This window comes from Citrobacter sp. Cpo089 (assembly GCF_030332695.1).
In the GTDB taxonomy this organism is placed as follows: domain Bacteria; phylum Pseudomonadota; class Gammaproteobacteria; order Enterobacterales; family Enterobacteriaceae; genus Citrobacter; species Citrobacter portucalensis.
This window is the reverse complement of sequence record NZ_JAOWHJ010000062.1, coordinates 44,832-68,667: the sequence shown is the minus strand read 5'-3', so window position 1 is coordinate 68,667 and position 23,836 is coordinate 44,832. Positions and strand designations below refer to the sequence as shown.

The window sequence follows — 23,836 nt, the reverse complement described above, 5'->3', positions numbered from 1 at the left end:
GTGACGGATAATCCGAACAAAAAAACATTCTGGGACAAAATCCACATCGATCCCACGATGTTGCTTATTTTGCTGGCGCTGCTGGTTTACAGCTCGCTGGTCATCTGGAGCGCCAGCGGCCAGGATATTGGCATGATGGAGCGCAAGGTCGGTCAGATCGCGATGGGCCTGGTCATCATGGTGGTGATGGCGCAAATCCCGCCCAGGGTTTATGAGGGCTGGGCGCCCTATCTCTACATCTTTTGCATCATTCTGTTGGTGGCGGTAGATGCCTTCGGCGCTATCTCCAAAGGTGCGCAGCGCTGGCTGGATTTGGGGATTGTGCGTTTTCAGCCCTCCGAAATCGCCAAGATTGCCGTGCCGCTGATGGTCGCGCGCTTCATCAACCGTGATGTTTGCCCGCCATCGCTAAAAAATACCGCCATTGCGTTAGTGCTGATATTTATGCCCACCCTGCTGGTGGCCGCCCAGCCAGACCTCGGAACTTCAATTCTGGTCGCCCTTTCCGGTCTGTTTGTTCTGTTCCTTTCTGGTTTGAGCTGGCGTTTAATCGGTGTTGCAGTGGTCCTGGTTGCGGCGTTTATCCCGATACTGTGGTTCTTCCTGATGCATGATTATCAACGTCAGCGCGTCATGATGTTACTCGATCCGGAAACTGATCCGCTGGGTGCGGGTTATCACATCATTCAGTCTAAAATTGCTATTGGCTCCGGCGGTCTACGTGGTAAGGGCTGGCTACACGGTACGCAGTCGCAGCTTGAGTTTTTACCCGAACGTCATACAGATTTTATCTTCGCGGTATTAGCGGAAGAACTGGGTCTGGTAGGGATCTTAATTCTGTTGGCGCTGTACATTTTGCTGATTATGCGCGGATTATGGATCGCTGCCCACGCGCAAACCACCTTTGGTCGCGTTATGGCGGGTGGTTTAATGTTGATATTATTCGTTTATGTCTTCGTAAATATTGGTATGGTGAGCGGTATTCTGCCCGTGGTTGGCGTTCCTCTCCCACTGGTCAGTTACGGAGGCTCGGCACTTATCGTGCTGATGGCTGGGTTCGGGATTGTTATGTCGATCCATACCCATAGAAAAATGTTGTCGAAAAGCGTGTAAGGGGTACGCAATGCGTAAGCAGTGGCTTGGTATCTGCATCGCAGCAGGAATGCTCGCGGCGTGTTCGAGTGATGATGGTCAGCAACAGGGTGCTGTCGCGCCGCAGCCTGCGGTGTGTAATGGTCCGATTGTTGAAATCAGCGGGGCCGATCCGCGCTTTGAACCCCTGAACCCAACGGCGAATCAGGACTATCAGCGTGATGGTAAGAGCTACAAAATCGTCCAGGACCCTTCCCGCTTTAGCCAGGCAGGGCTTGCCGCTATCTATGATGCGGAACCCGGAAGCAACTTAACCGCGTCTAGTGAAGCGTTCGACCCGATGCAGTTAACCGCTGCGCATCCGACGCTGCCAGTCCCAAGCTATGCCAGAATAACTAACCTGGCAAATGGCAGGATGATTGTCGTGCGCATTAACGATCGCGGCCCTTATGGCAACGATCGCGTGATTTCACTTTCACGTGCAGCAGCCGACCGTCTGAATACCTCCAACAATACCAAAGTGCGTATCGACCCGATCATCGTCGCCCAGGATGGTTCCTTGTCCGGGCCGGGAATGGCTTGTACCACGGTAGCGAAACAAACCTATGCCCTGCCCGCGCGTCCTGACTTAAGCGGCGGTGGCAATATGGGCAGCATGCCTGCGCCATCGGATGCGGGTCAGCCGCAAGGCGATATTCGTCCGATCAGCAATTCCACGTTGAAAAGCGATGATACAACCGGTGCGCCAGTGAACAGCAGTGGATTCCTCGGTGCGCCGACCACGCTCGCTGCTGGCGTGCTGGAAGGTAGCGAGCCGACTCCGGCTCCGCAACCGACCACCACCGCACCGGTAACACCAACCGCACCAGCAGCAACACCAGCCGCCGTCGCTGCACCTGCGCCAGCGGCAGTAGCCAACGGACGCTACGTGGTTCAGGTTGGCGCAGTCAGCGAGCAGTCGCGTGCGCAGCAGTATCAAAAACGTTTAAGCCAGCAATTTGGCGTCCCAGGTCGGGTGGTACAAAACGGCGCAGTCTGGCGTATCCAGATGGGGCCGTTCGCCAGCAAAGCTGAAGCCTCCACATTGCAGCAGCGTCTTCAAGCCGAGGCGCAATTACAGTCCTTCATCACCGGCGTGTAATAACGTAAATCAGGTATCTGAACTGTCAGTTTCTGTAAATGACATTAACAAAGTCACGCGGAAAGTCAGATGCCTGCCCGTTTTGCATTTGCTATAGTAGGGCACTTTTTTTAATTTCATCACGGACGTCGTAGTTCAGACCATGAAGACCACTTTTTCCGCTCGTTTCGTGCAGCGTATGGCGCTCACCGCGGCTCTCTGCGCAGCTTCTCTCTCTGCTGCCCATGCCGATGACCTGAATATTAAAACCATGATCCCGGGTGTTCCGCAGATCGATGCGGAGTCATATATCCTGATTGATTACAATTCAGGCAAAGTTCTGGCAGAACAGAACGCTGACACTCGCCGCGATCCCGCCAGTCTGACCAAAATGATGACCAGCTACGTCATCGGCCAGGCGATGAAAGCCGGGAAATTCAAAGAAACTGATCTGGTCACCGTCGGCAATGACGCCTGGGCTACAGGTAACCCGGTCTTTAAAGGTTCATCATTGATGTTCCTGAAACCTGGCATGCAGGTTCCTGTTTCTCAGCTTATCCGTGGTATCAACCTGCAATCCGGGAATGACGCGTGCGTGGCAATGGCGGACTTCGCAGCCGGTAGCCAGGATGCTTTCGTCGGTCTGATGAACAGCTATGTGAACGCGCTGGGCCTGAAAAACACCCACTTCCAGACCGTTCATGGTCTCGATGCTGACGGTCAGTACAGCTCGGCTCGCGACATGGCGATGATTGGTCAGGCGCTGATTCGCGACGTGCCTAACGAATACTCTATCTATAAAGAAAAAGAGTTCACCTTTAACGGCATCCGTCAGTTAAACCGTAACGGCCTGCTGTGGGATAACAGCCTGAATGTCGACGGTATCAAAACCGGTCATACCGACAAGGCTGGCTATAACCTCGTTGCATCCGCAACCGAAGGTCAGATGCGTCTGATCTCCGCCGTCATGGGTGGCCGCACCTATAAAGGTCGTGAAACCGAAAGTAAAAAACTGCTGACCTGGGGCTTCCGTTTCTTTGAAACCGTGAACCCACTGAAAGTCGGTAAAGAGTTTGCTTCAGAGCCCGCCTGGTTTGGTAATACCGATCGTGCATCGTTAGGCGTAGATAAAGATGTCTACCTGACTATTCCGCGCGGCCGCATGAAAGATCTGAAAGCAAGCTATGTGCTGAACACCACGGAACTGCACGCACCGCTGCAGAAAAACCAGGTTGTCGGCACCATCAACTTCCAGCTGGATGGCAAAACTATTGAGCAGCGCCCGCTGGTAGTCCTGCAGGAAATCCCTGAAGGCAACTTCTTTGGGAAAATCATTGATTACATTAAATTAATGTTCCATCACTGGTTTGGCTAAAAATCGAACACTTGAAAGTGTGATTTACGTCCCCATATACTAGGTATCCAGATAACTCCCACGCGCTGTGGGAGTTATTATTTATTGATGTAACGCCGGAGCTGACATGAAAACCAAACTTAACGAACTGCTTGAATTCCCTACTCCATTTACTTACAAAGTAATGGGGCAGGCGTTGCCTGAGCTGGTTGATCAGGTGGTTGAAGTGGTACAGCGCCATGCGCCAGGTGATTACTCTCCGACGGTAAAACCGAGCAGCAAAGGCAACTACCACTCGGTCTCAATCACTATTACTGCTACACATATTGAGCAGGTTGAAACGCTGTACGAAGAATTAGGCAATATCGATATCGTACGCATGGTACTGTAAAAACCTGTTGGTTACCCGCTGCATCCCCGCTCGGGTAACCCCTCCCCCCTGTGATATACTTTTCCCCCTCTTTTATATTCTCTACTCTATGTGAGTATCTACGGAGATGCCGTTTTGTATCAGGATAAAATTCTTGTCCGCCAGCTCGGTCTTCAACCTTACGAGCCAGTTTCTCTGGCCATGCACGAATTCACCGATACCCGCGATGAAAACAGTTATGACGAAATCTGGCTGGTAGAGCATTATCCTGTTTTTACCCAGGGTCAGGCAGGTAAAGCAGAGCACGTACTGATGCCGGGAGATATTCCGGTGATCCAGAGCGATCGTGGCGGTCAGGTGACTTATCACGGGCCGGGCCAGCAAGTCATGTATGTGCTGTTGAACCTGAAGCGTCGTAAACTTGGCGTTCGCGAACTGGTTACGCTGCTGGAGCAAACCGTTGTGAATACCCTTGCGGAAATCGGTATTGACGCCCACCCGCGAGCCGATGCGCCTGGCGTATACGTTGGAGAGAAGAAAATCTGCTCTTTGGGGTTACGTATTCGTAAAGGTTGTTCATTTCACGGTTTAGCGCTCAATGTGGATATGGACTTGTCGCCTTTCCTGCGTATCAATCCTTGTGGTTATGCCGGAATGGAAATGGCGAAGGTATCGCAGTGGGATAGCACTGCCACGACCGAGAGCATTCGCCCAAGGCTGCTGGCCAACATTCTGGCGCTGTTGGGTAACCCACCGCACGAGTACATTGCGGACTGAAAATACGCGCATACTTTGCCACGGCATATGTTGTGGCAAATGGCACAAAACAACAACTATTTTACATTTTGCCAGCCTGTCAGGCTGCTTTCTGGCCCGTTTCAATGATATACTGCGTATCACTAATTCAAAAATAGTTGATAAATGCAACATTCCCTTGAATTGAAACGCTTTCCTTCGTAATTCGCAACTGGAACACGCAAGCTATGAGTAAACCCATTGTGATGGAACGCGGTGTTAAATACCGCGATGCCGATAAGATGGCTCTTATCCCGGTAAAAAATGTGGCAACAGAGCGTGAAGCCCTGCTGCGTAAACCGGAATGGATGAAAATAAAACTGCCAGCGGACTCCACTCGCATCCAGGGCATCAAAGCGGCAATGCGCAAAAATGGCCTGCACTCTGTCTGCGAAGAAGCTTCCTGCCCTAACCTGGCTGAATGTTTCAATCACGGAACTGCAACCTTTATGATCCTCGGCGCAATCTGTACCCGCCGTTGCCCATTCTGTGACGTTGCCCATGGCCGTCCGGTTGCTCCTGATGCTAACGAGCCGTTAAAACTTGCTCAGACGATTGCTGACATGGCGCTGCGCTATGTCGTCATTACCTCCGTTGACCGCGACGATCTGCGTGACGGCGGTGCTCAGCACTTTGCTGACTGCATCACCGCTATTCGTGAGAAAAGCCCGTCGATTAAAATCGAAACGCTGGTGCCTGACTTCCGTGGTCGTATGGATCGCGCGTTGGATATCCTCACCACCACGCCGCCGGATGTGTTTAACCACAACCTCGAAAACGTACCACGTATTTATCGCAATGTACGCCCCGGGGCTGACTACAACTGGTCACTGAAGCTTCTGGAACGTTTCAAGGAAGCGCACCCGGAGATTCCGACTAAATCAGGTCTGATGGTCGGTCTGGGCGAAACCAATGCGGAAATCATTGAGGTCATGCGTGACCTGCGCAGCCATGGTGTCACCATGCTGACATTGGGACAGTATTTACAGCCAAGCCGCCATCACCTGCCGGTTCAACGCTATGTGAGCCCGGATGAGTTCGATGAGATGAAAGCCGAAGCTATGGCCATGGGCTTTACCCATGCAGCCTGCGGTCCATTCGTTCGCTCTTCATACCATGCTGACATGCAGGCCAAAGGGCTGGAAGTGAAGTGATCGTGTAATACTCACTTACATTTCGGCAATAAAAAAACCGGCAAATTGCCGGTTTTTTTTCATGCAGAGTATGCAGTATGAGCATCATGCTCCTGACATTACTCTTTATGAGAAAGCTTCTCAGCCTGAACGCTACCATCAGCATCTTTCTTAGCATCGGCATTATCGTCGTTCATTGCTTTCTTGAAGCCCTTGATTGCCGTTCCCAGGTCTCCACCCAGTGTACGTAACTTCTTGGTACCAAACAGCAGAACAACCAGTGCGGCAACCACCAGCAGTTTGGTAATACTAATCTCACCCATAGATACCTTCTTGACTTAAACCAGGCTGCATAAAGCGCCATATTAACCTGAGAATATTAACGGCCTTTCGACGCGCGCACACAATAGCAATCTGTAACAAGGTGAATCAAGCCTTGTTTAAAAAAACGTCATAATAATTGCGGTGGCGCAAAGCGTCGGTTACTTAACACCGGGAGTTGTGCCCTAACCTGCCTCACCCGCTCGGCGGAAACCTCGGCCATAATTAGCGTGGGCGTTTCTGCCGCAGCAGCAATGGTCACACCAAAGGGGTCGATGACCCTGCTTTGGCCGATATTCTTGTTACCGCACTCTCCCGCCGCAATCAAGTAACACGTCGCATCTAACGCTCTTGCCGCCAAAAGCGTAGCCCAGTGATGTTCTTTAAGCGATCCCCGAACCCAGGCTGCGGGTAAGACAAGAATTTCCGCTCCCTGCAATGCGTGCGCCAGCGCCAGTTCAGGAAAGCGCAGATCATAACAGGTCATTAACCCTACTTTTAACCCGTCTACGTCCAGCAGCGGCGCTATGGCGTCCCCTGCATCCACATTACGTGACTCCTGAATCGAAAAGGCATCATAGAGATGTAATTTAGCGTAATGGGCCACGACCTGACCTGCCCGTAGCGCCACCAGCATGTTAAACGCCCGGCCTGGCACAGAAGGAACATGAATTGTCAGGATTGTCGTCATCTCGTGTTGCGCGCTTTCTCGCAGCAAGCGCGTCAAAAATCCGCCCTCCAGCAGTTGAGCTGATTTCACTGACAGGTCTGGGTCCAGATCGTCACGGGCCAGAAGCGCCTCCGGTAATACCAGCAGCGACGCCCCCTCTCCTGCAGCCTGTGACATCAATAAGACGCAGGTTTCTGCATTTTTTTCCCATGAAGGTCCCACGGCAAATTGCCCTGCTGCAACGAACATATTCCCTCCAGAAAACGTTGTTAGGCTCGCCAACCACGATTATTCAGAGTTACACTCATCCTATATACAATCAAATAGCAGGATTATGCAGTGTTACAACTCCTTTTAGCGGTTTTTATCGGTGGTGGTACAGGTAGTGTAGCAAGATGGATGTTGAGCATGAGGTTTAACCCGCTACATCAGGCCATCCCATTCGGCACGCTGGCTGCAAACTTACTTGGCGCATTTATCATTGGTATGGGTCTGGCATGGTTTAATCGCATGACAAACATTGATCCAATGTGGAAGGTACTGATTACCACTGGCTTTTGCGGGGGACTGACAACGTTTTCCACTTTCTCAGCTGAGGTGGTGTTTTTGCTACAGGAAGGACGCTTTGGTTGGGCTATGGTGAATGTACTGGTTAATCTGTTGGGATCATTTGCGATGACCGCCCTGGCATTCTGGCTGGTTTCGGCCTCTCCCGCGCACTGAAGCGAAAAAAAACCCGCAATTAAGCGGGTTTTGAATGCTTGCTGTCGTATGCTTACAGAGCGATTACGTTTGCAGCAGAAGGGCCTTTGGCACCGTTAGTGATTTCGAACTCTACACGCTGACCTTCAGCCAGAGTTTTAAAACCATTGGTCTGGATTGCAGAGAAGTGTACGAACACGTCTTTGCTGCCATCTTCCGGAGTAATGAAACCGAATCCTTTGGACTCATTAAACCACTTAACGTTACCTTTAATCTTAGACATCAAAATTACCTTTACATGAAAAATAGACACAAATGCTGTGTCGGGTATCAGTACAACAATTGTGGTGGACTTTGTCCAGTCGAACTTTATCAAAAAGTGATAAATGTCGCGTTATTTTTCAGTTAAAGTTAATATCACACTGTTTTTAAAAGACTTTTTAATAATCCACCTGACAATACAGGTAGTCCATCAAAACTGGAAACGCATCCATGCAAAGTAGACGTTACCGTTGTTGTACGTTCCCGGAATGTAGGTCATCTGGAACGTTGCCGGACCATACCCTATCGATGCCAGCGGTAACAGCACGGGTACCGGAATGTAGTTCCAGTTATCACGCGCGGTAAAACCAGCGGTAAAACCGAGACCTGTATGGAAATTTTCATCTGCCAGCGGTCGCCAGGTTTTTTCCCAGCCATAACCACCAATGGGTTCCCATTTATTGTAGGAATCCTTAAAGGCCATTATATAAAGCCCGTGCCAGTTACCTTTATCATCCCAACGAGATTGACCAAAGCCCGCCCCCCATGGGCGTTCATTGTAGCGATCCGTTTTTTCTTTATCATAAGCAAAACGCGCATGCCAGGTAATAGCCGGCACGTACAGATCATAATGTTCTGGCTGCTGCCAGGTTTCACTGACATTGTCTTTAAAAGTAGCGAACCAACCTTTATCTTCAGCAGCGCCCTGGGGAATGAAAGCTAACTGAATAAAAAGAAATGAAAAAATGAGAAAATATCGTTTAGCGACAATCACAACTTAATTACCATCCTGGGATTTATTATTAATTGTAGCAAACCCAACCTTAATGTTAGCTTAACAAAAATTCGCAGCTAAAAAATCAGAATAATCCTCAGCCTATAATTTTTAAGATAAATATCCATGAATTTATTGAGTCATCTGATAGGAACTATTTTCTCTTTATTGCCAATAAATTGTTCTTTCCTCCGAAAAAAGTTAAATATCATCACAATAAATTAACAATTAACAATCAATATCGCCACAAAACACACACATCAGTGCTGCGCTTCACAGTTTCTTATTGTGAGATTCTTTTTTTAACCACGATGCTGAAAAAACGGCTTAGCCATCGCTTGAATCCGTATTTTTATTGATTTTAATCAGCAAGAGTTATCGGTTTATTAGGCACATTCTGTCACCACTTTTTACTTTTTTTAGTTTTTTTACTTTCTGGGCAGCAATGCGACAGGGGAAACGATGTTGACATTTATTGAACTCCTTATTGGGGTTGTGGTTATTGTGGGTGTAGCGCGCTACATCATTAAAGGTTATTCCGCAACAGGCGTACTGTTTGTTGGCGGTCTGGTTTTGCTGATTATCAGTGCGCTGATGGGGCATAAAGTTTTGCCGTCCAGCGCGGCATCGACAGGCTATACGGCAACAGACATTGTTGAATATATTAAAATTTTGCTGATGAGCCGTGGTGGCGATCTCGGCATGATGATCATGATGCTGTGTGGTTTTGCCGCTTATATGACCCATATTGGCGCGAACGATATGGTCGTTAAGCTGGCCTCCAAGCCTCTGCAATACATCAACTCTCCTTACCTGCTAATGATTGCCGCCTATTTTGTCGCCTGCCTGATGTCACTGGCGGTTTCGTCAGCAACCGGTCTGGGCGTATTGCTTATGGCAACACTGTTCCCGGTCATGGTTAACGTAGGGATCAGCCGTGGCGCCGCAGCGGCCATTTGCGCCTCCCCTGCTGCAATTATTCTTTCACCAACATCCGGTGATGTGGTGCTGGCGGCAAAAGCTGCGGAAATGCCGCTGATCGATTTCGCCTTTAAAACCACGCTGCCAATTTCCATTGCCGCCATCATTGCTATGGCGATTGCCCACTTTTTCTGGCAGCGTTTTCTGGATAAAAAAGAGAACATTTCTCATGAAATGTTAGATGTAGCTGAAATCACCACGACTGCCCCGTCATTTTACGCCATTCTGCCGTTTACCCCGATTGTTGGCGTCCTGATTTTTGATGGTAAATGGGGCCCGCAGCTGCATATCATTACGATTCTGGTTCTGTGCATGCTCATCGCAGCTATTCTGGAGTTCGTACGTGGGTTCAACACCCAAAAGGTTTTCTCTGGTCTGGAAGTCGCTTACCGTGGCATGGCGGATGCCTTTGCTAACGTGGTGATGTTGTTAGTCGCTGCGGGTGTTTTTGCCCAGGGTCTGAGCACAATCGGCTTTATTCAGAGTCTGATTTCTATCGCCACCTCGTTTGGTTCGGCGAGCATTATTCTGATGATGGTGCTGGTGATCCTGACTATGCTGGCGGCAATGACTACGGGTTCCGGTAACGCTCCGTTCTATGCCTTCGTTGAGATGATCCCTAAGCTGGCGCATTCCTCCGGCATTAACCCAGCTTACCTTGTTATCCCGATGCTGCAGGCGTCAAACCTTGGACGCACAATCTCCCCGGTCTCCGGCGTGGTGGTTGCTGTTGCAGGTATGGCGAAGATTTCTCCGTTCGAAGTGGTGAAACGTACTTCGGTTCCGGTTCTGGTTGGGCTGTTGGTTGTGATTATCGCAACTGAAGTGATGGTACCAGGCTCTTCTTCAGCCGTCGTTGGCGGCTGATACTCAGTGAAATGTAGGCCGGATAAGGCATTCACGCCGCATCCGGCATTTCGACTGCAACGTTGCCGGATGTCGATGCTAAAGCATCTTATCCGGCCTACGTCAGAAATTAGCATTTAGCCGCCGTGATAGATACGCTGCGGCCTACCCACCTTACCGTGAATAATCTCCGCAATAATCAAATGACGGCTGGCACAGTACTCCAGGTAGCGTCTGGAAGTCGTTCGGCTGATGGTGAGCGCCTGGGCGATCGTTTCTGCTGTATGGTGTACCGTCGGATCGGCGAATAATTTCAACACTGCATTCAGCGTTAACGCATCAATCCCGGTCGGTAAATCCCCTTTCGGCTCGCCCCGCGCGTAGGCATTAAACATCTCATCTATCTGCTTTTGACTGGCGCTATCATTACCGGCCAACATGCGTCGACGCTGTTGATAACGCGTCAGGGTCTGCCCCAGCCGCTCGTAGGCAATGGGTTTGACCAGGTAATCAAACGCGCCGCTGCGCACAGCTTCGGAGACTGTTTCCATGTCGCTGGCCGCCGTGGTAAACACCACTCCGCCCGGATAACGCGCCTGGGTTAGCTCATGCAATAAGGTAATTCCCTTGCCGTCCGGCAAGTAGTTATCGAGCAGAATCAAACCGGGCTTAAAACGCTCAATCATCATCCTCGCCTGCGCAAGATTACCCGCCAGCCAAATCTGGCTGAAGCCGGGTATATGGCGGATATATTCAGCATGCATTTCCGCCAGTAGCGTTTCATCCTCAACGATCAATAGCGTTAATGGTTCCGTCATTGTTTTTTTTCACTTTCGGAAGAAATAAAGAAAATAAGGTGCCGCAGGGGGAGTTATCTTCGAGCGTAATCACCCCGTCACAGCGCCTCACATAACTTGCAATAAGATACAAACCGATGCCATGTTCACCTGGTTCATCGGTACGGGTGCTCACACCCTGTTCAAATATTTTTTCACGCAATGCTTCCGGCACACCGCATCCCTGATCGGCAACTTCGATGATCACGTCATCCCCTTCATCGCTCAAATAGAGTTCGACGACCTTGTTGCCTTGCTGGGTGCGCAAGCTCGCTTCAAATGCATTATCAAGCAGATTGCCAACAATTGCTGCAAACTCTGTGCTATCCAGCCCCTCGGGGAGTTGATGCAGTTGGCTGCCCGGAACAATAGTCATGGTGAGACCCAGTTCCCGCGCGCGCTGCACCTTGCCAAACAACAGACCGGCTACCTGACGATCGGCAAACGCGCCGCGCAGGCTGTCAATCAGTTGCTGTTGCGCCTGGGATTCTCCCTGCACCATGGCCAGAACCTTGTCATACTCTTTCATTTGCAGCAGACCATTGATGGTCGACATCCAGTTCAGGTGCTCATGACGCAGCGTTCTCAGGCTCTCTACATACTGTTTGATCTGCGTTAACTGCGCATTAAGAGTAGCAATTTCATCTTTACTACGAAAACTGATGATTGCCCCAAGCAGTTCGTCACCGGAGCGAATCGCCTCACGGTTGGCGATAACGCTCAGTCCATTAAAGTTGACCATCGCATCCTGTCGTTTTTCCGCAATCTGTTGGGTGAAAAAGTCCGCTGGCTGAACCACCTCACTCACCGGTTTTCCAAGCCACTTTCTCCCAGGTGAAGACAGCCCCAGCATTTTCCTCGCACTGCGATTTATTGCGGTGATATATCCATCAGGATCCACGGCAATCAATCCTTCATATACCGAGCTAAACAACGCTTCCTGCTGACGTACCACCCGCGCAATTTGTTTCGGTTCCATACCCAACATCTGCCGACGAATATGGGCAGCGAAAAACCAGGAGAGCAGCATAAGTACCAGCAACAGCAGGATAAACACGCCGGCCATCGGAAGTAAGAAGTCCGATCGCCAGCTATCGATTTTGCTGATCAGATAACCAATTGAGACTACGCCAATGATTTTGCCATCGTCATCAAAGATGGGCGTTTTAGCGCGCATTGCCATCCCGATGGACCCTTTACCGGTAATAAAGTAGCTCTCCCCTTTTTCCAGCGCGCCGGGTTTGGTGAACTGCATCGGATAGCCAATCTTTTCCGGGTTCGGATGATATAGACGAATGGAGTTGGTATCCCCGATAACCACATAGTCGAAGTCAGTTCCGCTCTGCAGTTTGTCGGCAATCGTCGCCAGCCGCTTGTAATCACGATGCTTAACCGCCGTGATGATACTGTCGTTAGAGGCGATGATTTTGGCCTGATTCATTGCCATATCGCGGACATGCGTTGCCAGATAATCTTCAAAGCTGGCGGTAAAGTATTGTGCCAGGGCGGCAATGATAAAAACAGAAACGACCAGAATAAGCAGAAAGATACGTAAAGGAAACGCCAGACTGCGGAAAAAAGGAAACCGTGTTTTATTTTTCTGTTCTGTCATCACATTTTTCCTCACCGACGTTAACTAAAACTAATTTCTCATTGTAGTTGTAATTAAAATGTTCTATTTACACGTTATGGTATAAAACATGATCGTTGCAGACTCCCCACCTTAAATCAATTAAACAAATTAAAACCACACCTTATTTTAGGGTTAAATTAATTAAAAAACTTAAAACCATAAAACACATTAAAACCTTCTAACTTATTGTGAAATAAATCAAAAATTACCTCCAAAATACCCCTTACGATGTATGCAGCAGGGAAAAAAAGAAATACTCCGTAATAAAAAACCATTCCCTTCAATTGCAAACAAAACGTTATCAGGTTGCTAAACAGAGCAACAAAAACAGAAACCCAGTAACAAATATAGCATCGGGGCTCTATTCACTATGTTCGGTAATAATATATTCACGCAAGTTAAACGCTCAGAAAATAAAAAGATGGCGGCTATCGCGCAATTTCTGAAAGAGAATGATTTGAGCGTAGATACGACCGTCGAAGTATTTATCACCGTCACCCGTGACGACCGTCTGATTGCCTGCGGTGGTATCGCTGGGAATATTATTAAGTGTGTCGCAATCTGTGAATCTGTCCGCGGCGAGGGTTTAGCGCTAACGCTGGCGACCGAGTTAATCAACCTTGCCTATGAACGCCATTGTACGCACCTCTTCATCTATACCAAAACCGAGTACGAATCGCTGTTTAAACAGTGCGGTTTTTCTACGCTCACCAGCGTTCCCGGCATTATGGTATTGATGGAAAACAGCACCACACGTCTGAAACGCTACGCCGAATCACTGGCAAAACAGCGTCATGATGGGAAAAAAATTGGCTGTATCGTCATGAACGCCAACCCCTTCACCAACGGACACCGTTTTCTGATCCAACAGGCAGCCGCGCAATGTGACTGGCTGCATCTGTTTTTGGTGAAAGAAGATACCTCACGTTTTCCGTATGAAGACCGCCTGGATCTGGTGCTTAAAGGAACAAAAGACATTCCACGTTTAACCGTGCATCGCGGTTCGGAGTACATCATTTCCCGCGCCACGTTCCCGTGTTACTTCATCAAAGAGCAGAGCGTTATTAACCACTGCTACACCGAAATAGACCTGAAAATCTTCCGCCAGTATCTGGCTCCGGCTCTCGGCGTCACGCACCGCTTCGTCGGTACTGAGCCGTATTGCACTGTCACCTCCCAGTATAACAACGATATGCGTTACTGGCTGGAGACCCCAACGCTTCCCGCCCCGCCGATTGAACTGGTGGAAATTGAGCGGCTGTGTTTCCAGGAGATGCCGATTTCCGCCTCCTGGGTGCGCAAGCTGCTGGTTAAAAAAGATCTCACGGCTATCGCATCCCTGGTCCCTGACGCCACGCTGCAGTATCTGCAAAGCATGGTTGAACGAGCCTCATCGGGTGCGGCAGTCCGCCAAAATACCCCCGCATTAGCAACAGGTGAAAAATGAAAATAAACCAGGCAGCCGTCGCAGGCACACTCGAGTCCGGTGATGTGATGATTCGCATCGCCCCACTCGATTCGCAGGATATTGACCTGCAGGTTAACAGTAGCGTCGAAAAGCAGTTCGGTGATGCCATACGGGCCACCATTCTGGACGTTCTGTCCCGCTACAACGTACGCGGCGTGCAATTGAATGTTGATGATAAAGGCGCACTGGACTGCATTTTACGTGCGCGACTGGAAGCACTACTGGCCCGCGCTGGCGGTATTCCGGCACTGCCATGGGAGGATTGCCAGTGATTTCCGAATCTTTGCAACAACGTAAAACCCGTACTCGCCGCAGCATGTTGTTCGTACCGGGCGCCAATGCCGCCATGGTCAGCAACTCGTTCATCTACCCGGCAGATGCGCTGATGTTCGACCTGGAAGACTCTGTCGCGTTGCGTGAAAAAGATACCGCTCGCCGCATGGTGTACCACGCGCTGCAGCATCCGCTGTATCACGACGTTGAAACCATCGTGCGTGTAAACGCACTCGACTCCGAATGGGGAATCAACGACCTTGAAGCTGTGGTACGCTGCGGTGCTGACATCGTACGTTTACCGAAGACCGATACCGCGCAGGATGTCATCGACATCGAAAGCGAAATTCTGCGTATCGAAAACGCCTGTGGCCGTGAGCCAGGCAGCACCGGTCTGTTAGCCGCCATCGAATCGCCGTTAGGCATTACCCGCGCGGTAGAAATTGCCCATGCTTCCGAACGTCTGATCGGTATTGCCCTGGGTGCGGAAGACTATGTACGTAACCTGCGCACTGAGCGCTCACCGGAAGGTACTGAACTGCTGTTTGCCCGCTGCTCTATTTTGCAGGCTGCACGTTCTGCCGGTATTCAGGCGTTCGACACCGTGTATTCCGATGCCAACAACGAAGCGGGTTTCCTGCACGAAGCCGCACACATCAAGCAGTTGGGTTTTGACGGCAAATCGCTCATCAACCCGCGCCAGATCGAACTCCTGCATAACCTGTACGCCCCAACGCGCAAAGAGCTGGCTCACGCCCGTCTGGTTGTGGAAGCCGCTGAAGCCGCTGCTCGCGAAGGTCGTGGCGTAGTTTCCCTGAACGGCAAAATGGTCGACAGCCCGGTTATCGAGCGCGCCCTTCTGGTTATCTCCCGTGCAGAACTTTCCGGCATTCGCGAAGAATAAGGCAAAAAAATGACGCAGAAAATCGAACAGTCTCAACGCCAGGATCGCGTGGCGACCTGGAGCCGTCATGCAGAAAGTGAGCTTTCCGCTTATCAGAGCACCGCAAAAGTAGAATTGCAGGCGCAAAAACCGCGCGACAAAAAGCTGTGCACTAACCTGGAAGACGCTATTCGTCGTTCAGGTTTACAGGATGGTATGACTATCTCTTTCCACCACGCTTTTCGTGGTGGCGATCTGACGATTAACCTGGTGATGGACGCCATCGCCAATATGGGCTTTAAAAATCTGACGCTGGCCTCCAGCTCTCTGAGCGACTGCCATGCTCCGCTGGTTGAGCACATCCGTCAGGGCGTGGTTAGCCGCATTTATACCTCCGGTCTGCGTGGCCCGCTGGCGGAAGAAATCTCACGTGGCCTGTTGGCCGAACCGGTACAAATTCACTCCCACGGTGGCCGTGTGCACCTGGTGCAAAGTGGCGAGCTCAGCATTGATGTGGCGTTCCTCGGCGTGCCGTCCTGCGACCAGTTTGGCAACGCCAACGGTTATACCGGTAAAGCGTGCTGCGGCTCACTGGGCTATGCCCGCGTAGACGCCGAAAACGCGAAACAGGTTGTCCTGCTGACTGAACAGCTGCTGACCTATCCGCATAACCCGGCCAGCATTACGCAGGATCAGGTAGATCTGATCGTGCAGATCGATCAGGTCGGCGATGCGGACAAAATTGGTGCCGATGCGACCCGCATGACCACCAACCCGCGTGAACTGTTAATCGCCCGTAGCGCGGCTGAGGTCATTGCTAATTCCGGCTACTTCAACGAAGGCTTCTCACTGCAGACAGGAACCGGCGGCGCCTCTCTGGCCGTTACGCGTTTCCTGGAAGACAAAATGCGCAGCCGCGATATCCGTGCCGACTTCGCGCTGGGCGGCATTACCGCTACCATCGTTGACCTGCACGAAAAAGGCCTGATTCGCAAACTGCTGGACGTTCAGAGTTTTGACCGTAACGCCGCAGAATCGCTGGCCCGCAATCCAAACCACATTGAGATCAGTGCCAACCAGTATGCCAACTGGGGCTCAAAAGGCGCATCCGTCGATCGTCTGGACGTCGTGGTGCTCAGCGCGCTGGAAGTTGATACCAGCTTCAACGTCAACGTACTGACCGGTTCTGACGGCGTACTGCGCGGCGCATCCGGTGGTCACTGCGATACCGCGGTTGCCGCTGCGCTGTCTATCATCGTCGCGCCGCTGGTTCGCGGACGCATCCCGACCCTGGTTGATAACGTGCTGACCTGCGTAACCCCAGGCTCCAGCGTTGACATTCTGGTCACTGACCACGGTATCGCCGTCAACCCTGCACGTCCGGAACTGGCAGAACGTCTGAAAGAAGCCGGTATGAAAGTGGTGTCCATTGAATGGCTGCGCGAACGTGCACAGCAGCTCACCGGTCAGCCACGCGCTATCGAATTCACTGACCGCGTGATTGCCGTTGTGCGTTACCGCGATGGTTCAGTGATTGACGTTGTGCATCAGGTGAAGGAATAAACCATGCACCTGCTCCCTGAATACGCCACCCAACACGCGGTTTCCATTCCCGAGCTGCTAGCCAGCCGCGATGAGAGACAGGCAAGGCAACAGGAGTGGCTGACACGCCACTCTGCGCCGCTGGTCTCGTTTACCGTCGTCGCACCGGGACCGATTAAAGACAGCGAATTAACCCGTCGTATCTTTAATCACGGCGTAACCGCCTTGCTCGCGTTGGCGGAACAATCCACCTGGATTGTCAGGGAGCAAACAGCGCTGGTTTCTGCCAGCGGTCCAGAAGGTCTTTTGTCTATTGAGGCTCCAGCCCACGACCTCAAGCTCGCCACAATTGAACTTGAGCATTCACACCCGCTGGGACGGCTATGGGACATCGATGTCCTGACCCCTGAAGGGGAAATTCTGTCCCGGCGTCATTTCGCACTCCCTGCCCGCCGCTGTCTGCTGTGCGAGCAAAGTGCTGCCGACTGTGCGCGGGGTAAAACCCACGCGCTTTCCGACTTACTCACTCAGATGGAGGCACTGCTGCATGATGCCGATTCCCGCAACATCAACCAATAACGCAGTCCTTCCTCTGGATCTGCCTGATGCTTACGCAACGCTTGCGTGGCGCGCCATGTTGACTGAAGTCAACCTGTCGCCCAAACCCGGTCTGGTAGATCGTATTAACAACGGCGCGCATAAAGATATGGCGCTGGAAGATTTTCATCGCAGCGCTGAAGCGATTCAGTCATGGCTGCCACGTTTTATTGAATATGGGGCGTTTAGCGCACAGCTGTCGCCTGAAGATGTATTGAAAGGACTGCGCCCGCTGGGCATGGTCTGCGAAGCCGATATGTTCCGCGCCACCGCCGGGGTGAACACCCATAAAGGGAGCATCTTTTCACTGGGACTGCTGTGCGCCGCCATTGGCCGCCTGCACCAGCTCCAACTCACTGTTACCGCTGAAACCATTTGCTCTACGGCAGCAACATTTTGCCGTGGCCTGACCGAGCGCGAACTGCGCCAGAAAAATCAACAACTCACGGCTGGCCAACGTCTTTATCAGCAATTGGGATTAACCGGCGCACGGGGCGAAGCCGAAGCGGGATATCCGCTAGTCATCCAGCATGCCCTGCCGCACTACCGCGCACTGCTGACTCAGGGCCGCGACCCTGAACTGGCGTTACTCGACACATTATTGCTGCTGATGTCTATCAACGGCGACACCAACGTGGCTTCACGTGGCGGCGCAGAAGGTCTGCGTTGGCTACAGCAGCAGGCCACCGCCCTGATGCAGCAAGGGGGGATTCGTACCCCTGCCGATCTCGAATATCTACACCAGTTCGACCAACAGTGCATTGAACGCAACCTCAGTCCCGGAGGCTGCGCCGATCTGCTGATCGTCACCTGGTTCTTAGCTCAGATTTCACAAGTTCATCATTATCACAATTAAAGATCCTTTCCGGAGAATCACACACATGTCTTTAGCAAAAGATAAAATATGGAAGTTACTGGCCCCATTGGTCGTCATGGGTGTCATGTTTCTTATCCCCGTCCCTGATGGAATGCCTCCACAGGCCTGGCACTACTTTGCCGTATTCGTGGCAATGATTGTCGGTATGATCCTTGAGCCAATCCCGGCAACAGCGATCAGCTTTATCGCCGTAACGATCTGCGTTATCGGCAGCAACTATCTGCTGTTTGATGCTTCAGAACTGGCCGACCCGGCGTTTAAAGCGGGCAAGCAAGCGCTGAAATGGGGTCTGGCTGGCTTCTCCAGCACCACCGTGTGGTTGGTGTTTGGTGCGTTTATCTTCGCACTGGGTTATGAAGTCACCGGTCTGGGCCGTCGTATCGCGCTGTTCCTGGTGAAATTCATGGGTAAACGTACCCTGACGCTTGGCTATGCGATTGTTATCATCGACATTCTGCTGGCACCGTTTACTCCATCTAACACCGCGCGTACCGGTGGCACCGTATTCCCGGTAATCAAAAACCTGCCGCCGTTGTTTAAATCATTCCCGAACGATCCTTCCGCGCGCCGTATCGGTGGATATTTGATGTGGATGATGGTCATCAGTACCAGCCTGAGCTCCTCGATGTTCGTGACCGGCGCTGCACCTAACGTACTGGGTCTGGAATTCGTCAACAAAATTGCCGGTATTCAAATCAGCTGGTTGCAGTGGTTCCTCAGCTTCCTGCCGGTCGGTATTATTTTGCTGATCGTTGCCCCGTGGCTGTCATACGTTCTGTACAAACCAGAAGTTACTCACAGTGCTGAAGTTGCCGCTTGGGCCGGTGATGAACTGAAAGGCATGGGTAAACTTACCCGTAAAGAGATAACGCTGATCGGTCTGGTACTGCTCAGCCTGGGCCTGTGGGTCTTCGGTGGTAAACTGATTGATGCAACCGCAGTGGGCCTGCTGGCTGTCTCCCTGATGCTGGCGCTGCACGTTGTACCGTGGAAAGACATTACCCGTTATAACAGCGCATGGAACACTCTGGTTAACCTCGCCACGCTGGTCGTTATGGCGAATGGATTAACCCGTTCAGGCTTCATCGACTGGTTCGCCAACACTATGAGCACGCACCTGGAAGGCTTCTCGCCTAACGCGACCGTGATCGTTCTGGTACTGGTGTTCTACTTTGCTCACTACCTGTTTGCCAGCCTTTCCGCTCACACCGCCACCATGCTGCCGGTTATTCTGGCCGTCGGTAAAGGTATCCCGGGCGTCCCGATGGAACACCTGTGTATCCTGCTGGTACTGTCCATCGGTATCATGGGCTGTCTGACTCCATATGCAACAGGCCCTGGCGTTATCATCTACGGCTGTGGTTATGTGAAGTCAAAAGACTACTGGCGTCTGGGTGCTATCTTCGGCGTTATCTACATCGCTATGCTTCTGCTGGTCGGCTGGCCGATTCTGGCAATGTGGAGCTAATCATCCCTGTTCACGCCTGATGAAAATGATGCCAGTCAGCTAAACCTGACTGGCATTTTTTATGATTAAATAGATGATATTCAGAATTTATATAAGTGTTCGAAATCATCATGACATCAACATGGCGTTATTCTTCGTTGCTGGCAGCACTCCTGCTGCCAGTTTCTGCAACTCAGGCCGATGAACTTCAGGCAAAACAGTACGCTGATTTTGACAGCTACGTGCTGGCTCTCTCCTGGCAAACCGGATTTTGTCAGAGCCAACACGAGCGTAATCGTCAGGAGCCTGACGAATGTCGTTTGCAAAAAGAGAGCGCAGACAAAGCTGATTTCCTGACCGTTCACGGTTTATGGCCCAGCCTGCCTAAATCCATTGCTGCCCGTGGAGTAGACAATCGCCGTTGGATGCGTTTTGGCTGCGCGACTCGCCCTATTCCCAACCTGCCTGAAGCCCGCGCCAGCCGTAAATGCGCGGCCCCCGAAACCGGGCTGTCGCTGGAAAGCGCGGCAAAACTCAGCGCCGTAATGCCCGGAGCTGGAGGAAGATCCTGTCTGGAACGTTACGAGTATGCCAAACATGGCGCGTGTTTCGGTTTTGATCCCGACGCGTACTTCGGCACGATGGTGCGGCTGAATAATGAGGTAAAGAACAGCGAGGTGGGCAAATTCCTGGCGGAAAACTACGGCAAAACCGTCAGCCGTAACGCATTTGACGCCGCCGTTGCCAAAAGCTGGGGCAAAGAAAACGTCAAAGCTGTGAAGCTAAGCTGCCACGGCAATCCAGCGTATCTCACTGAGATCCAGTTATCCCTGAAAGCCGACAACATCAACCAGACGTTATCTGCCCAGTCATTCTTACCGCAACCGCATCCGGGTAACTGCGGTAAACAGTTTATTATCGACAAAGTGGGATACTGAAACTTGCGACCGACGCTGCGAGCTGGCGTCGGTCCGTAAACTTAGCGTTTTGCACGGGCGTCCGGGCGAACTAAATCAAAACGGTGTGTTTCACTGATCGAATAATACGCCGTTGGCCCACCTGCACGCAGCACCGGCTTCGCTTTCGCCGTCTGATAGATGCCGTCTTCCAGGAGCGTTTCATCTATGTGAATGCCTACCACTTCCCCCAACACCAGCCAGGTATCAACCGGTGAGCCATCAGCAGTAGTTAGTTGCAGAGTTTGCGATAAACGACACTCAAAATTGACCGGGCTTTGCGCCACGCGCGGCACGTTGACTATCCGGCTATCTGCCTTGCTAAGCCCGGCGGCAAAAAACTCGTCCTCACCGTGCGGCAAGCTGGCTGACGTTTCGTTCATCGCAGTGGCCAGCTCAAGAGTCGTCAGGTTCCAGACAAATTCACCGGTTTCGATAATATTCTGCACGCTGTCTTTCCAGCCGCTGCTGGCGAAACCGATAATCGGCGGGTGATAGTTGAAACAGTTAAAGAAACTGTATGGTGCCAGATTGTGCCGACCGTTGCTGTCACGCGACGCAATCCAGCCAATCGGGCGCGGTCCAATGATGGCATTTAGCGGATCATGCGGTAAGCCGTGTCCCTGTGACGGTTGATAGAAATACATAGCGTTCCCTGTTGAAGTTAACGTCAGCGCAGCACAAATTATGCTTCGCTCATCCCCCTGGAAAAAGAAGATCAGCGTAGAACAATCTGCCAACGATTACGACTGAATAAAGTTGAGCAGGTCACCGTTGATCTGTTGCTTATGGGTGGTGCAAATGCCATGCGAGCCGCCGACATATACCTTCAATTGCGAGTCCGGCAGTATTTCCGCCGCGACCTTTCCGCAGGTTTCAAACGGGACAATCTGATCGTCATCACCGTGGATCACCAGCGTCGGGATGGTCATCTTTTTGAGGTCTTCACGCAGATCTGTTTCCGAAAACGCGTGTATACAGTCGTACAATGCTTTGATGGAACCTTGTAAACCTTGTTCAACAAAGCTTTCGCGAACGGCTTTCGACTCTTTTGCGCCAGGACGATTGTAGCCATAGAATGCAGCGGTCAGCTCATAGAAAAAGGCGGCGCGATCGTTCACAACCCCCTCACGGATGCCATCGAATACCTCTTTCGGCACGCCATTTGGGTTAAAGTCAGTCTTGATCATGATGGGCGTCACTGCGCCAATTAACACCGCTTTTGCCACCCGCTGCGTCCCATGCCGGCCAATATAACGAGCCACTTCCCCACCGCCGGTAGAGTGTCCAACATGTACGGCATCTTTAAGATTGAGATGCGCGGTAAGTTCAGCCAGGTCATCAGCATACTGATCCATATGATGACCATCCCAGGGTTGGGCCGAACGCCCATGTCCACGCCTGTCATGGGCGATCACACGAAATCCTTTCGATCCAAGGAACAGCATCTGATCTTCAAACGCGTCTGCCGTCAGCGGCCAACCGTGACTGAACACAATAGGTTGTCCACTTCCCCAGTCTTTAAAATGCAAATAGCTGCCGTCTTTCAAGGTAAGTTTGTCGTACTGGCTCATGAGATCTCCTGTCGCGGAACACTGAGTTGTTTGACGCGCCCGCAGCGAGCGCTTAAAAAGCATAATGCAAATTGGAGAACGGTCACGTTTTTCGGCTAAAATCACACCATATACGACAATATTGATGATTTACCTGAATGTGAACTAAATCACTTCAAACATGGGGTAAGTCTCAGTATCATCATAAAAGCTAAACCCTTGCCGCCTGACGGTGAGGGTTTTCTTTTGGGATTATTTACCTGCGCACCCGCAGTATCGACGACATGGAGTAATAAATGTCCAGACCAACTATCATCATTAACGACCTCGATGCGGAACGCATTGACCGCCTGTTGGAGCAACCTGCGTTTGCTGGTTTACCGATTGCCGACGCCCTTAACGCCGAGCTGGATCGTGCCCAAATGTGTTCTCCAGAAACCATGCCGCACGACGTCGTGACCATGAACAGCCGCGTGAAATTCCGCAATCTGAGTGATGGCGAAGTCCGTGTGCGTACCCTGGTGTATCCGGCCACTATGACTGACAGCAACACACAGCTTTCGGTAATGGCACCTGTCGGCGCTGCACTTCTGGGGCTGCGCGTTGGTGATACCATTCACTGGGAACTGCCAGGCGGGACCTCAACGCACCTCGAAGTTATCGAGCTTGAGTACCAGCCTGAAGCTGCAGGCGACTACCTGCGCTAACTCTGTCTTATCAAAGCCACTCGCTTTATCTTACAGGGGATGCATCCGCATCCTCTTTCCGGTTAGATCTCCCTGCTCCTCGCTTTCTTTCCTGTTCGCAAAACATAAATCTGTGTCGTGACTGACAGAATCATTTTTAATACTATGCTGTTATGTGTTCATGTAATGACAAGGAGAATGTTTATGTACAACACAATCATAATGCCTGTTGATGTATTCGAAATGGAACTGAGCGACAAGGCTATTCGCCATGCAGAATTTCTGGCCCAGGATAAAGGGGTTATCCATCTGCTGCATGTGCTGCCAGGCTCAGCGAGCTTAAGCCTGCACCGCTTTGCAGCCGATGTCCGTCGTTTTGAAGAACATCTGCAACACGAAGCGGAAACCCGTCTGCAAACGATGGTCGGTCACTTCAGCATCGATCCTTCCCGTATTAAACAACATGTCCGCTTTGGCAGCGTACGTGACGTGGTCAACGAGTTGGGTGAAGAGTTGAATGCGGATGTCGTTGTCATTGGATCGCGTAACCCATCAATCAGCACCCATCTACTCGGCTCAAACGCTTCCAGCGTTGTCCGTCACGCGACTTTGCCAGTGCTGGTTGTTCGTTAACAGCCACTGATTTGATAAAGAAAACCCCTGCC

Annotated in this window: 26 protein-coding genes; 18 read left to right on the top strand and 8 right to left on the bottom strand. The window is 51.3% G+C overall.

Annotation, left to right across the window (positions count from 1 at the left end):
- The 6 genes from mrdB (at position 1) to lipA (ending at position 5,885) form a co-directional block, all read left to right on the top strand.
- Positions 1-1,113, top strand: a complete 1,113-nt coding sequence (mrdB, locus tag OGX92_RS13730) for a peptidoglycan glycosyltransferase MrdB (protein ID WP_003022718.1) — start codon at positions 1-3, stop codon at positions 1,111-1,113.
- A gap of 10 nt (positions 1,114-1,123) precedes the next feature.
- Positions 1,124-2,233 carry an endolytic peptidoglycan transglycosylase RlpA gene (rlpA, locus tag OGX92_RS13725; RefSeq protein WP_286586665.1) on the top strand — a complete coding sequence of 370 codons (1,110 nt, stop codon included), beginning with the start codon at positions 1,124-1,126 and terminating at the stop codon, positions 2,231-2,233.
- Between the two features lie 142 nt (positions 2,234-2,375).
- Complete coding sequence (gene dacA / locus OGX92_RS13720) at positions 2,376-3,587, top strand: D-alanyl-D-alanine carboxypeptidase DacA (RefSeq protein WP_003022711.1); 1,212 nt, start codon at positions 2,376-2,378, stop codon at positions 3,585-3,587.
- Between the two features lie 106 nt (positions 3,588-3,693).
- A complete protein-coding gene (gene ybeD, locus OGX92_RS13715) occupies positions 3,694-3,957 on the top strand; it encodes a DUF493 family protein YbeD (RefSeq protein WP_003022706.1) in 264 nt (87 codons plus the stop codon).
- 114 nt (positions 3,958-4,071) lie between these two features.
- Positions 4,072-4,713 (top strand): lipoyl(octanoyl) transferase LipB, encoded by a 642-nt coding sequence (gene lipB / locus OGX92_RS13710; protein WP_003831286.1) that lies wholly within the window; start codon positions 4,072-4,074, stop codon positions 4,711-4,713.
- Positions 4,714-4,919: 206 nt separating this feature from the next.
- Positions 4,920-5,885, top strand: a complete 966-nt coding sequence (gene lipA, locus OGX92_RS13705) for a lipoyl synthase (RefSeq protein WP_063940711.1) — start codon at positions 4,920-4,922, stop codon at positions 5,883-5,885.
- 98 nt (positions 5,886-5,983) lie between these two features.
- Here the strand turns inward: lipA and tatE are convergent, their stop codons facing one another.
- Both tatE and OGX92_RS13695 read right to left on the bottom strand, forming a co-directional pair.
- Complete coding sequence (gene tatE, locus OGX92_RS13700; RefSeq protein ID WP_003022699.1) at positions 5,984-6,187, bottom strand: twin-arginine translocase subunit TatE; 204 nt, start codon at positions 6,185-6,187, stop codon at positions 5,984-5,986.
- A gap of 128 nt (positions 6,188-6,315) precedes the next feature.
- Positions 6,316-7,104: a deaminated glutathione amidase gene (locus OGX92_RS13695; protein ID WP_286586663.1), complete on the bottom strand. Its 789-nt coding sequence runs from the start codon at positions 7,102-7,104 to the stop codon at positions 6,316-6,318.
- Between the two features lie 90 nt (positions 7,105-7,194).
- On the opposite strand from OGX92_RS13695, the gene crcB reads away from it, so the two are divergent.
- Positions 7,195-7,578 (top strand): fluoride efflux transporter CrcB, encoded by a 384-nt coding sequence (crcB, locus tag OGX92_RS13690; RefSeq protein ID WP_003831281.1) that lies wholly within the window; start codon positions 7,195-7,197, stop codon positions 7,576-7,578.
- A gap of 52 nt (positions 7,579-7,630) precedes the next feature.
- Here the strand turns inward: crcB and cspE are convergent, their stop codons facing one another.
- Positions 7,631-7,840, bottom strand: a complete 210-nt coding sequence (gene cspE, locus OGX92_RS13685) for a transcription antiterminator/RNA stability regulator CspE (RefSeq protein ID WP_000034825.1) — start codon at positions 7,838-7,840, stop codon at positions 7,631-7,633.
- Positions 7,841-8,029: 189 nt separating this feature from the next.
- Positions 8,030-8,593, bottom strand: a complete 564-nt coding sequence (pagP, locus tag OGX92_RS13680) for a lipid IV(A) palmitoyltransferase PagP (protein WP_003831280.1) — start codon at positions 8,591-8,593, stop codon at positions 8,030-8,032.
- A gap of 462 nt (positions 8,594-9,055) precedes the next feature.
- Between pagP and dcuC the strand changes: the two genes are divergently transcribed.
- Entirely contained in the window at positions 9,056-10,441 is a 1,386-nt protein-coding gene (gene dcuC, locus OGX92_RS13675) for an anaerobic C4-dicarboxylate transporter DcuC (protein WP_003022136.1), read from the top strand.
- Positions 10,442-10,557: 116 nt separating this feature from the next.
- On the opposite strand, the gene dpiA is transcribed toward dcuC, so the two are convergent.
- A complete protein-coding gene (gene dpiA, locus OGX92_RS13670; RefSeq protein WP_003831279.1) occupies positions 10,558-11,238 on the bottom strand; it encodes a two-component response regulator DpiA in 681 nt (226 codons plus the stop codon).
- On the bottom strand, positions 11,207-12,868 hold the full coding sequence (dpiB, locus tag OGX92_RS13665; RefSeq protein WP_126318852.1) for a sensor histidine kinase DpiB: 1,662 nt from the start codon (positions 12,866-12,868) through the stop codon (positions 11,207-11,209). Before dpiB ends, dpiA begins: the two co-directional genes overlap by 32 nt.
- Before the next feature lie 391 nt (positions 12,869-13,259).
- Between dpiB and citC the strand changes: the two genes are divergently transcribed.
- The 8 genes from citC to rna all read left to right on the top strand — a co-directional run bounded on the left by citC (position 13,260) and on the right by rna (position 20,914).
- Positions 13,260-14,336, top strand: coding sequence for a [citrate (pro-3S)-lyase] ligase (gene citC, locus OGX92_RS13660; protein WP_003831277.1), 1,077 nt, complete (start codon positions 13,260-13,262; stop codon positions 14,334-14,336).
- Positions 14,333-14,629 carry a citrate lyase acyl carrier protein gene (gene citD, locus OGX92_RS13655; protein WP_003831276.1) on the top strand — a complete coding sequence of 99 codons (297 nt, stop codon included), beginning with the start codon at positions 14,333-14,335 and terminating at the stop codon, positions 14,627-14,629. The genes citC and citD overlap by 4 nt, the downstream gene beginning before the upstream one ends.
- Positions 14,626-15,534 carry an aldolase/citrate lyase family protein gene (locus tag OGX92_RS13650; RefSeq protein WP_286586661.1) on the top strand — a complete coding sequence of 303 codons (909 nt, stop codon included), beginning with the start codon at positions 14,626-14,628 and terminating at the stop codon, positions 15,532-15,534. The genes citD and OGX92_RS13650 overlap by 4 nt, the downstream gene beginning before the upstream one ends.
- A 9-nt stretch (positions 15,535-15,543) precedes the next feature.
- Complete coding sequence (citF, locus tag OGX92_RS13645; protein WP_003831274.1) at positions 15,544-17,076, top strand: citrate lyase subunit alpha; 1,533 nt, start codon at positions 15,544-15,546, stop codon at positions 17,074-17,076.
- 3 nt (positions 17,077-17,079) lie between these two features.
- Positions 17,080-17,634: a citrate lyase holo-[acyl-carrier protein] synthase gene (gene citX, locus OGX92_RS13640; RefSeq protein ID WP_071445765.1), complete on the top strand. Its 555-nt coding sequence runs from the start codon at positions 17,080-17,082 to the stop codon at positions 17,632-17,634.
- Complete coding sequence (citG, locus tag OGX92_RS13635) at positions 17,603-18,508, top strand: triphosphoribosyl-dephospho-CoA synthase CitG (protein WP_286586658.1); 906 nt, start codon at positions 17,603-17,605, stop codon at positions 18,506-18,508. Before citX ends, citG begins: the two co-directional genes overlap by 32 nt.
- A 25-nt stretch (positions 18,509-18,533) precedes the next feature.
- The gene (gene citT, locus OGX92_RS13630; protein WP_003831271.1) at positions 18,534-19,997 is read left to right on the top strand and encodes a citrate/succinate antiporter CitT; all 1,464 of its coding nucleotides are present in this window, start codon (positions 18,534-18,536) and stop codon (positions 19,995-19,997) included.
- Positions 19,998-20,107: 110 nt separating this feature from the next.
- Positions 20,108-20,914 carry a ribonuclease I gene (gene rna / locus OGX92_RS13625; protein WP_063940750.1) on the top strand — a complete coding sequence of 269 codons (807 nt, stop codon included), beginning with the start codon at positions 20,108-20,110 and terminating at the stop codon, positions 20,912-20,914.
- Positions 20,915-20,955: 41 nt separating this feature from the next.
- Here the strand turns inward: rna and OGX92_RS13620 are convergent, their stop codons facing one another.
- Together OGX92_RS13620 and OGX92_RS13615 are read right to left on the bottom strand one after the other, a co-directional pair.
- On the bottom strand, positions 20,956-21,579 hold the full coding sequence (locus OGX92_RS13620) for a flavin reductase family protein (RefSeq protein WP_063940716.1): 624 nt from the start codon (positions 21,577-21,579) through the stop codon (positions 20,956-20,958).
- A gap of 96 nt (positions 21,580-21,675) precedes the next feature.
- A complete protein-coding gene (locus OGX92_RS13615) occupies positions 21,676-22,506 on the bottom strand; it encodes an alpha/beta fold hydrolase (protein WP_003831266.1) in 831 nt (276 codons plus the stop codon).
- Positions 22,507-22,781: 275 nt separating this feature from the next.
- Here OGX92_RS13615 and rnk point away from each other — a divergent pair, with 275 nt between their 5' ends.
- A complete protein-coding gene (gene rnk, locus OGX92_RS13610) occupies positions 22,782-23,192 on the top strand; it encodes a nucleoside diphosphate kinase regulator (protein WP_003831264.1) in 411 nt (136 codons plus the stop codon).
- 183 nt (positions 23,193-23,375) lie between these two features.
- Complete coding sequence (uspG, locus tag OGX92_RS13605) at positions 23,376-23,804, top strand: universal stress protein UspG (protein ID WP_003022101.1); 429 nt, start codon at positions 23,376-23,378, stop codon at positions 23,802-23,804.
- The last annotated feature ends 32 nt before the right edge of the window (positions 23,805-23,836 follow it).

Coding starts and splice junctions, on each gene's coding strand:
- rna (WP_063940750.1), top strand. CDS start 20,108: ATGACATCAACATGGCGTTATTCTTCGTTGCTGGCAGCACTCCTGCTG.
- rlpA (WP_286586665.1), top strand. CDS start 1,124: ATGCGTAAGCAGTGGCTTGGTATCTGCATCGCAGCAGGAATGCTCGCG.
- citD (WP_003831276.1), top strand. CDS start 14,333: ATGAAAATAAACCAGGCAGCCGTCGCAGGCACACTCGAGTCCGGTGAT.
- OGX92_RS13695 (WP_286586663.1), bottom strand. CDS start 7,104: ATGTTCGTTGCAGCAGGGCAATTTGCCGTGGGACCTTCATGGGAAAAA.
- dpiB (WP_126318852.1), bottom strand. CDS start 12,868: ATGACAGAACAGAAAAATAAAACACGGTTTCCTTTTTTCCGCAGTCTG.
- OGX92_RS13620 (WP_063940716.1), bottom strand. CDS start 21,579: ATGTATTTCTATCAACCGTCACAGGGACACGGCTTACCGCATGATCCG.
- uspG (WP_003022101.1), top strand. CDS start 23,376: ATGTACAACACAATCATAATGCCTGTTGATGTATTCGAAATGGAACTG.
- citG (WP_286586658.1), top strand. CDS start 17,603: ATGATGCCGATTCCCGCAACATCAACCAATAACGCAGTCCTTCCTCTG.
- citC (WP_003831277.1), top strand. CDS start 13,260: ATGTTCGGTAATAATATATTCACGCAAGTTAAACGCTCAGAAAATAAA.
- OGX92_RS13615 (WP_003831266.1), bottom strand. CDS start 22,506: ATGAGCCAGTACGACAAACTTACCTTGAAAGACGGCAGCTATTTGCAT.
- dpiA (WP_003831279.1), bottom strand. CDS start 11,238: ATGACGGAACCATTAACGCTATTGATCGTTGAGGATGAAACGCTACTG.
- citF (WP_003831274.1), top strand. CDS start 15,544: ATGACGCAGAAAATCGAACAGTCTCAACGCCAGGATCGCGTGGCGACC.
- dacA (WP_003022711.1), top strand. CDS start 2,376: ATGAAGACCACTTTTTCCGCTCGTTTCGTGCAGCGTATGGCGCTCACC.
- cspE (WP_000034825.1), bottom strand. CDS start 7,840: ATGTCTAAGATTAAAGGTAACGTTAAGTGGTTTAATGAGTCCAAAGGA.
- dcuC (WP_003022136.1), top strand. CDS start 9,056: ATGTTGACATTTATTGAACTCCTTATTGGGGTTGTGGTTATTGTGGGT.
- citT (WP_003831271.1), top strand. CDS start 18,534: ATGTCTTTAGCAAAAGATAAAATATGGAAGTTACTGGCCCCATTGGTC.
- tatE (WP_003022699.1), bottom strand. CDS start 6,187: ATGGGTGAGATTAGTATTACCAAACTGCTGGTGGTTGCCGCACTGGTT.
- rnk (WP_003831264.1), top strand. CDS start 22,782: ATGTCCAGACCAACTATCATCATTAACGACCTCGATGCGGAACGCATT.
- citX (WP_071445765.1), top strand. CDS start 17,080: ATGCACCTGCTCCCTGAATACGCCACCCAACACGCGGTTTCCATTCCC.
- lipA (WP_063940711.1), top strand. CDS start 4,920: ATGAGTAAACCCATTGTGATGGAACGCGGTGTTAAATACCGCGATGCC.
- ybeD (WP_003022706.1), top strand. CDS start 3,694: ATGAAAACCAAACTTAACGAACTGCTTGAATTCCCTACTCCATTTACT.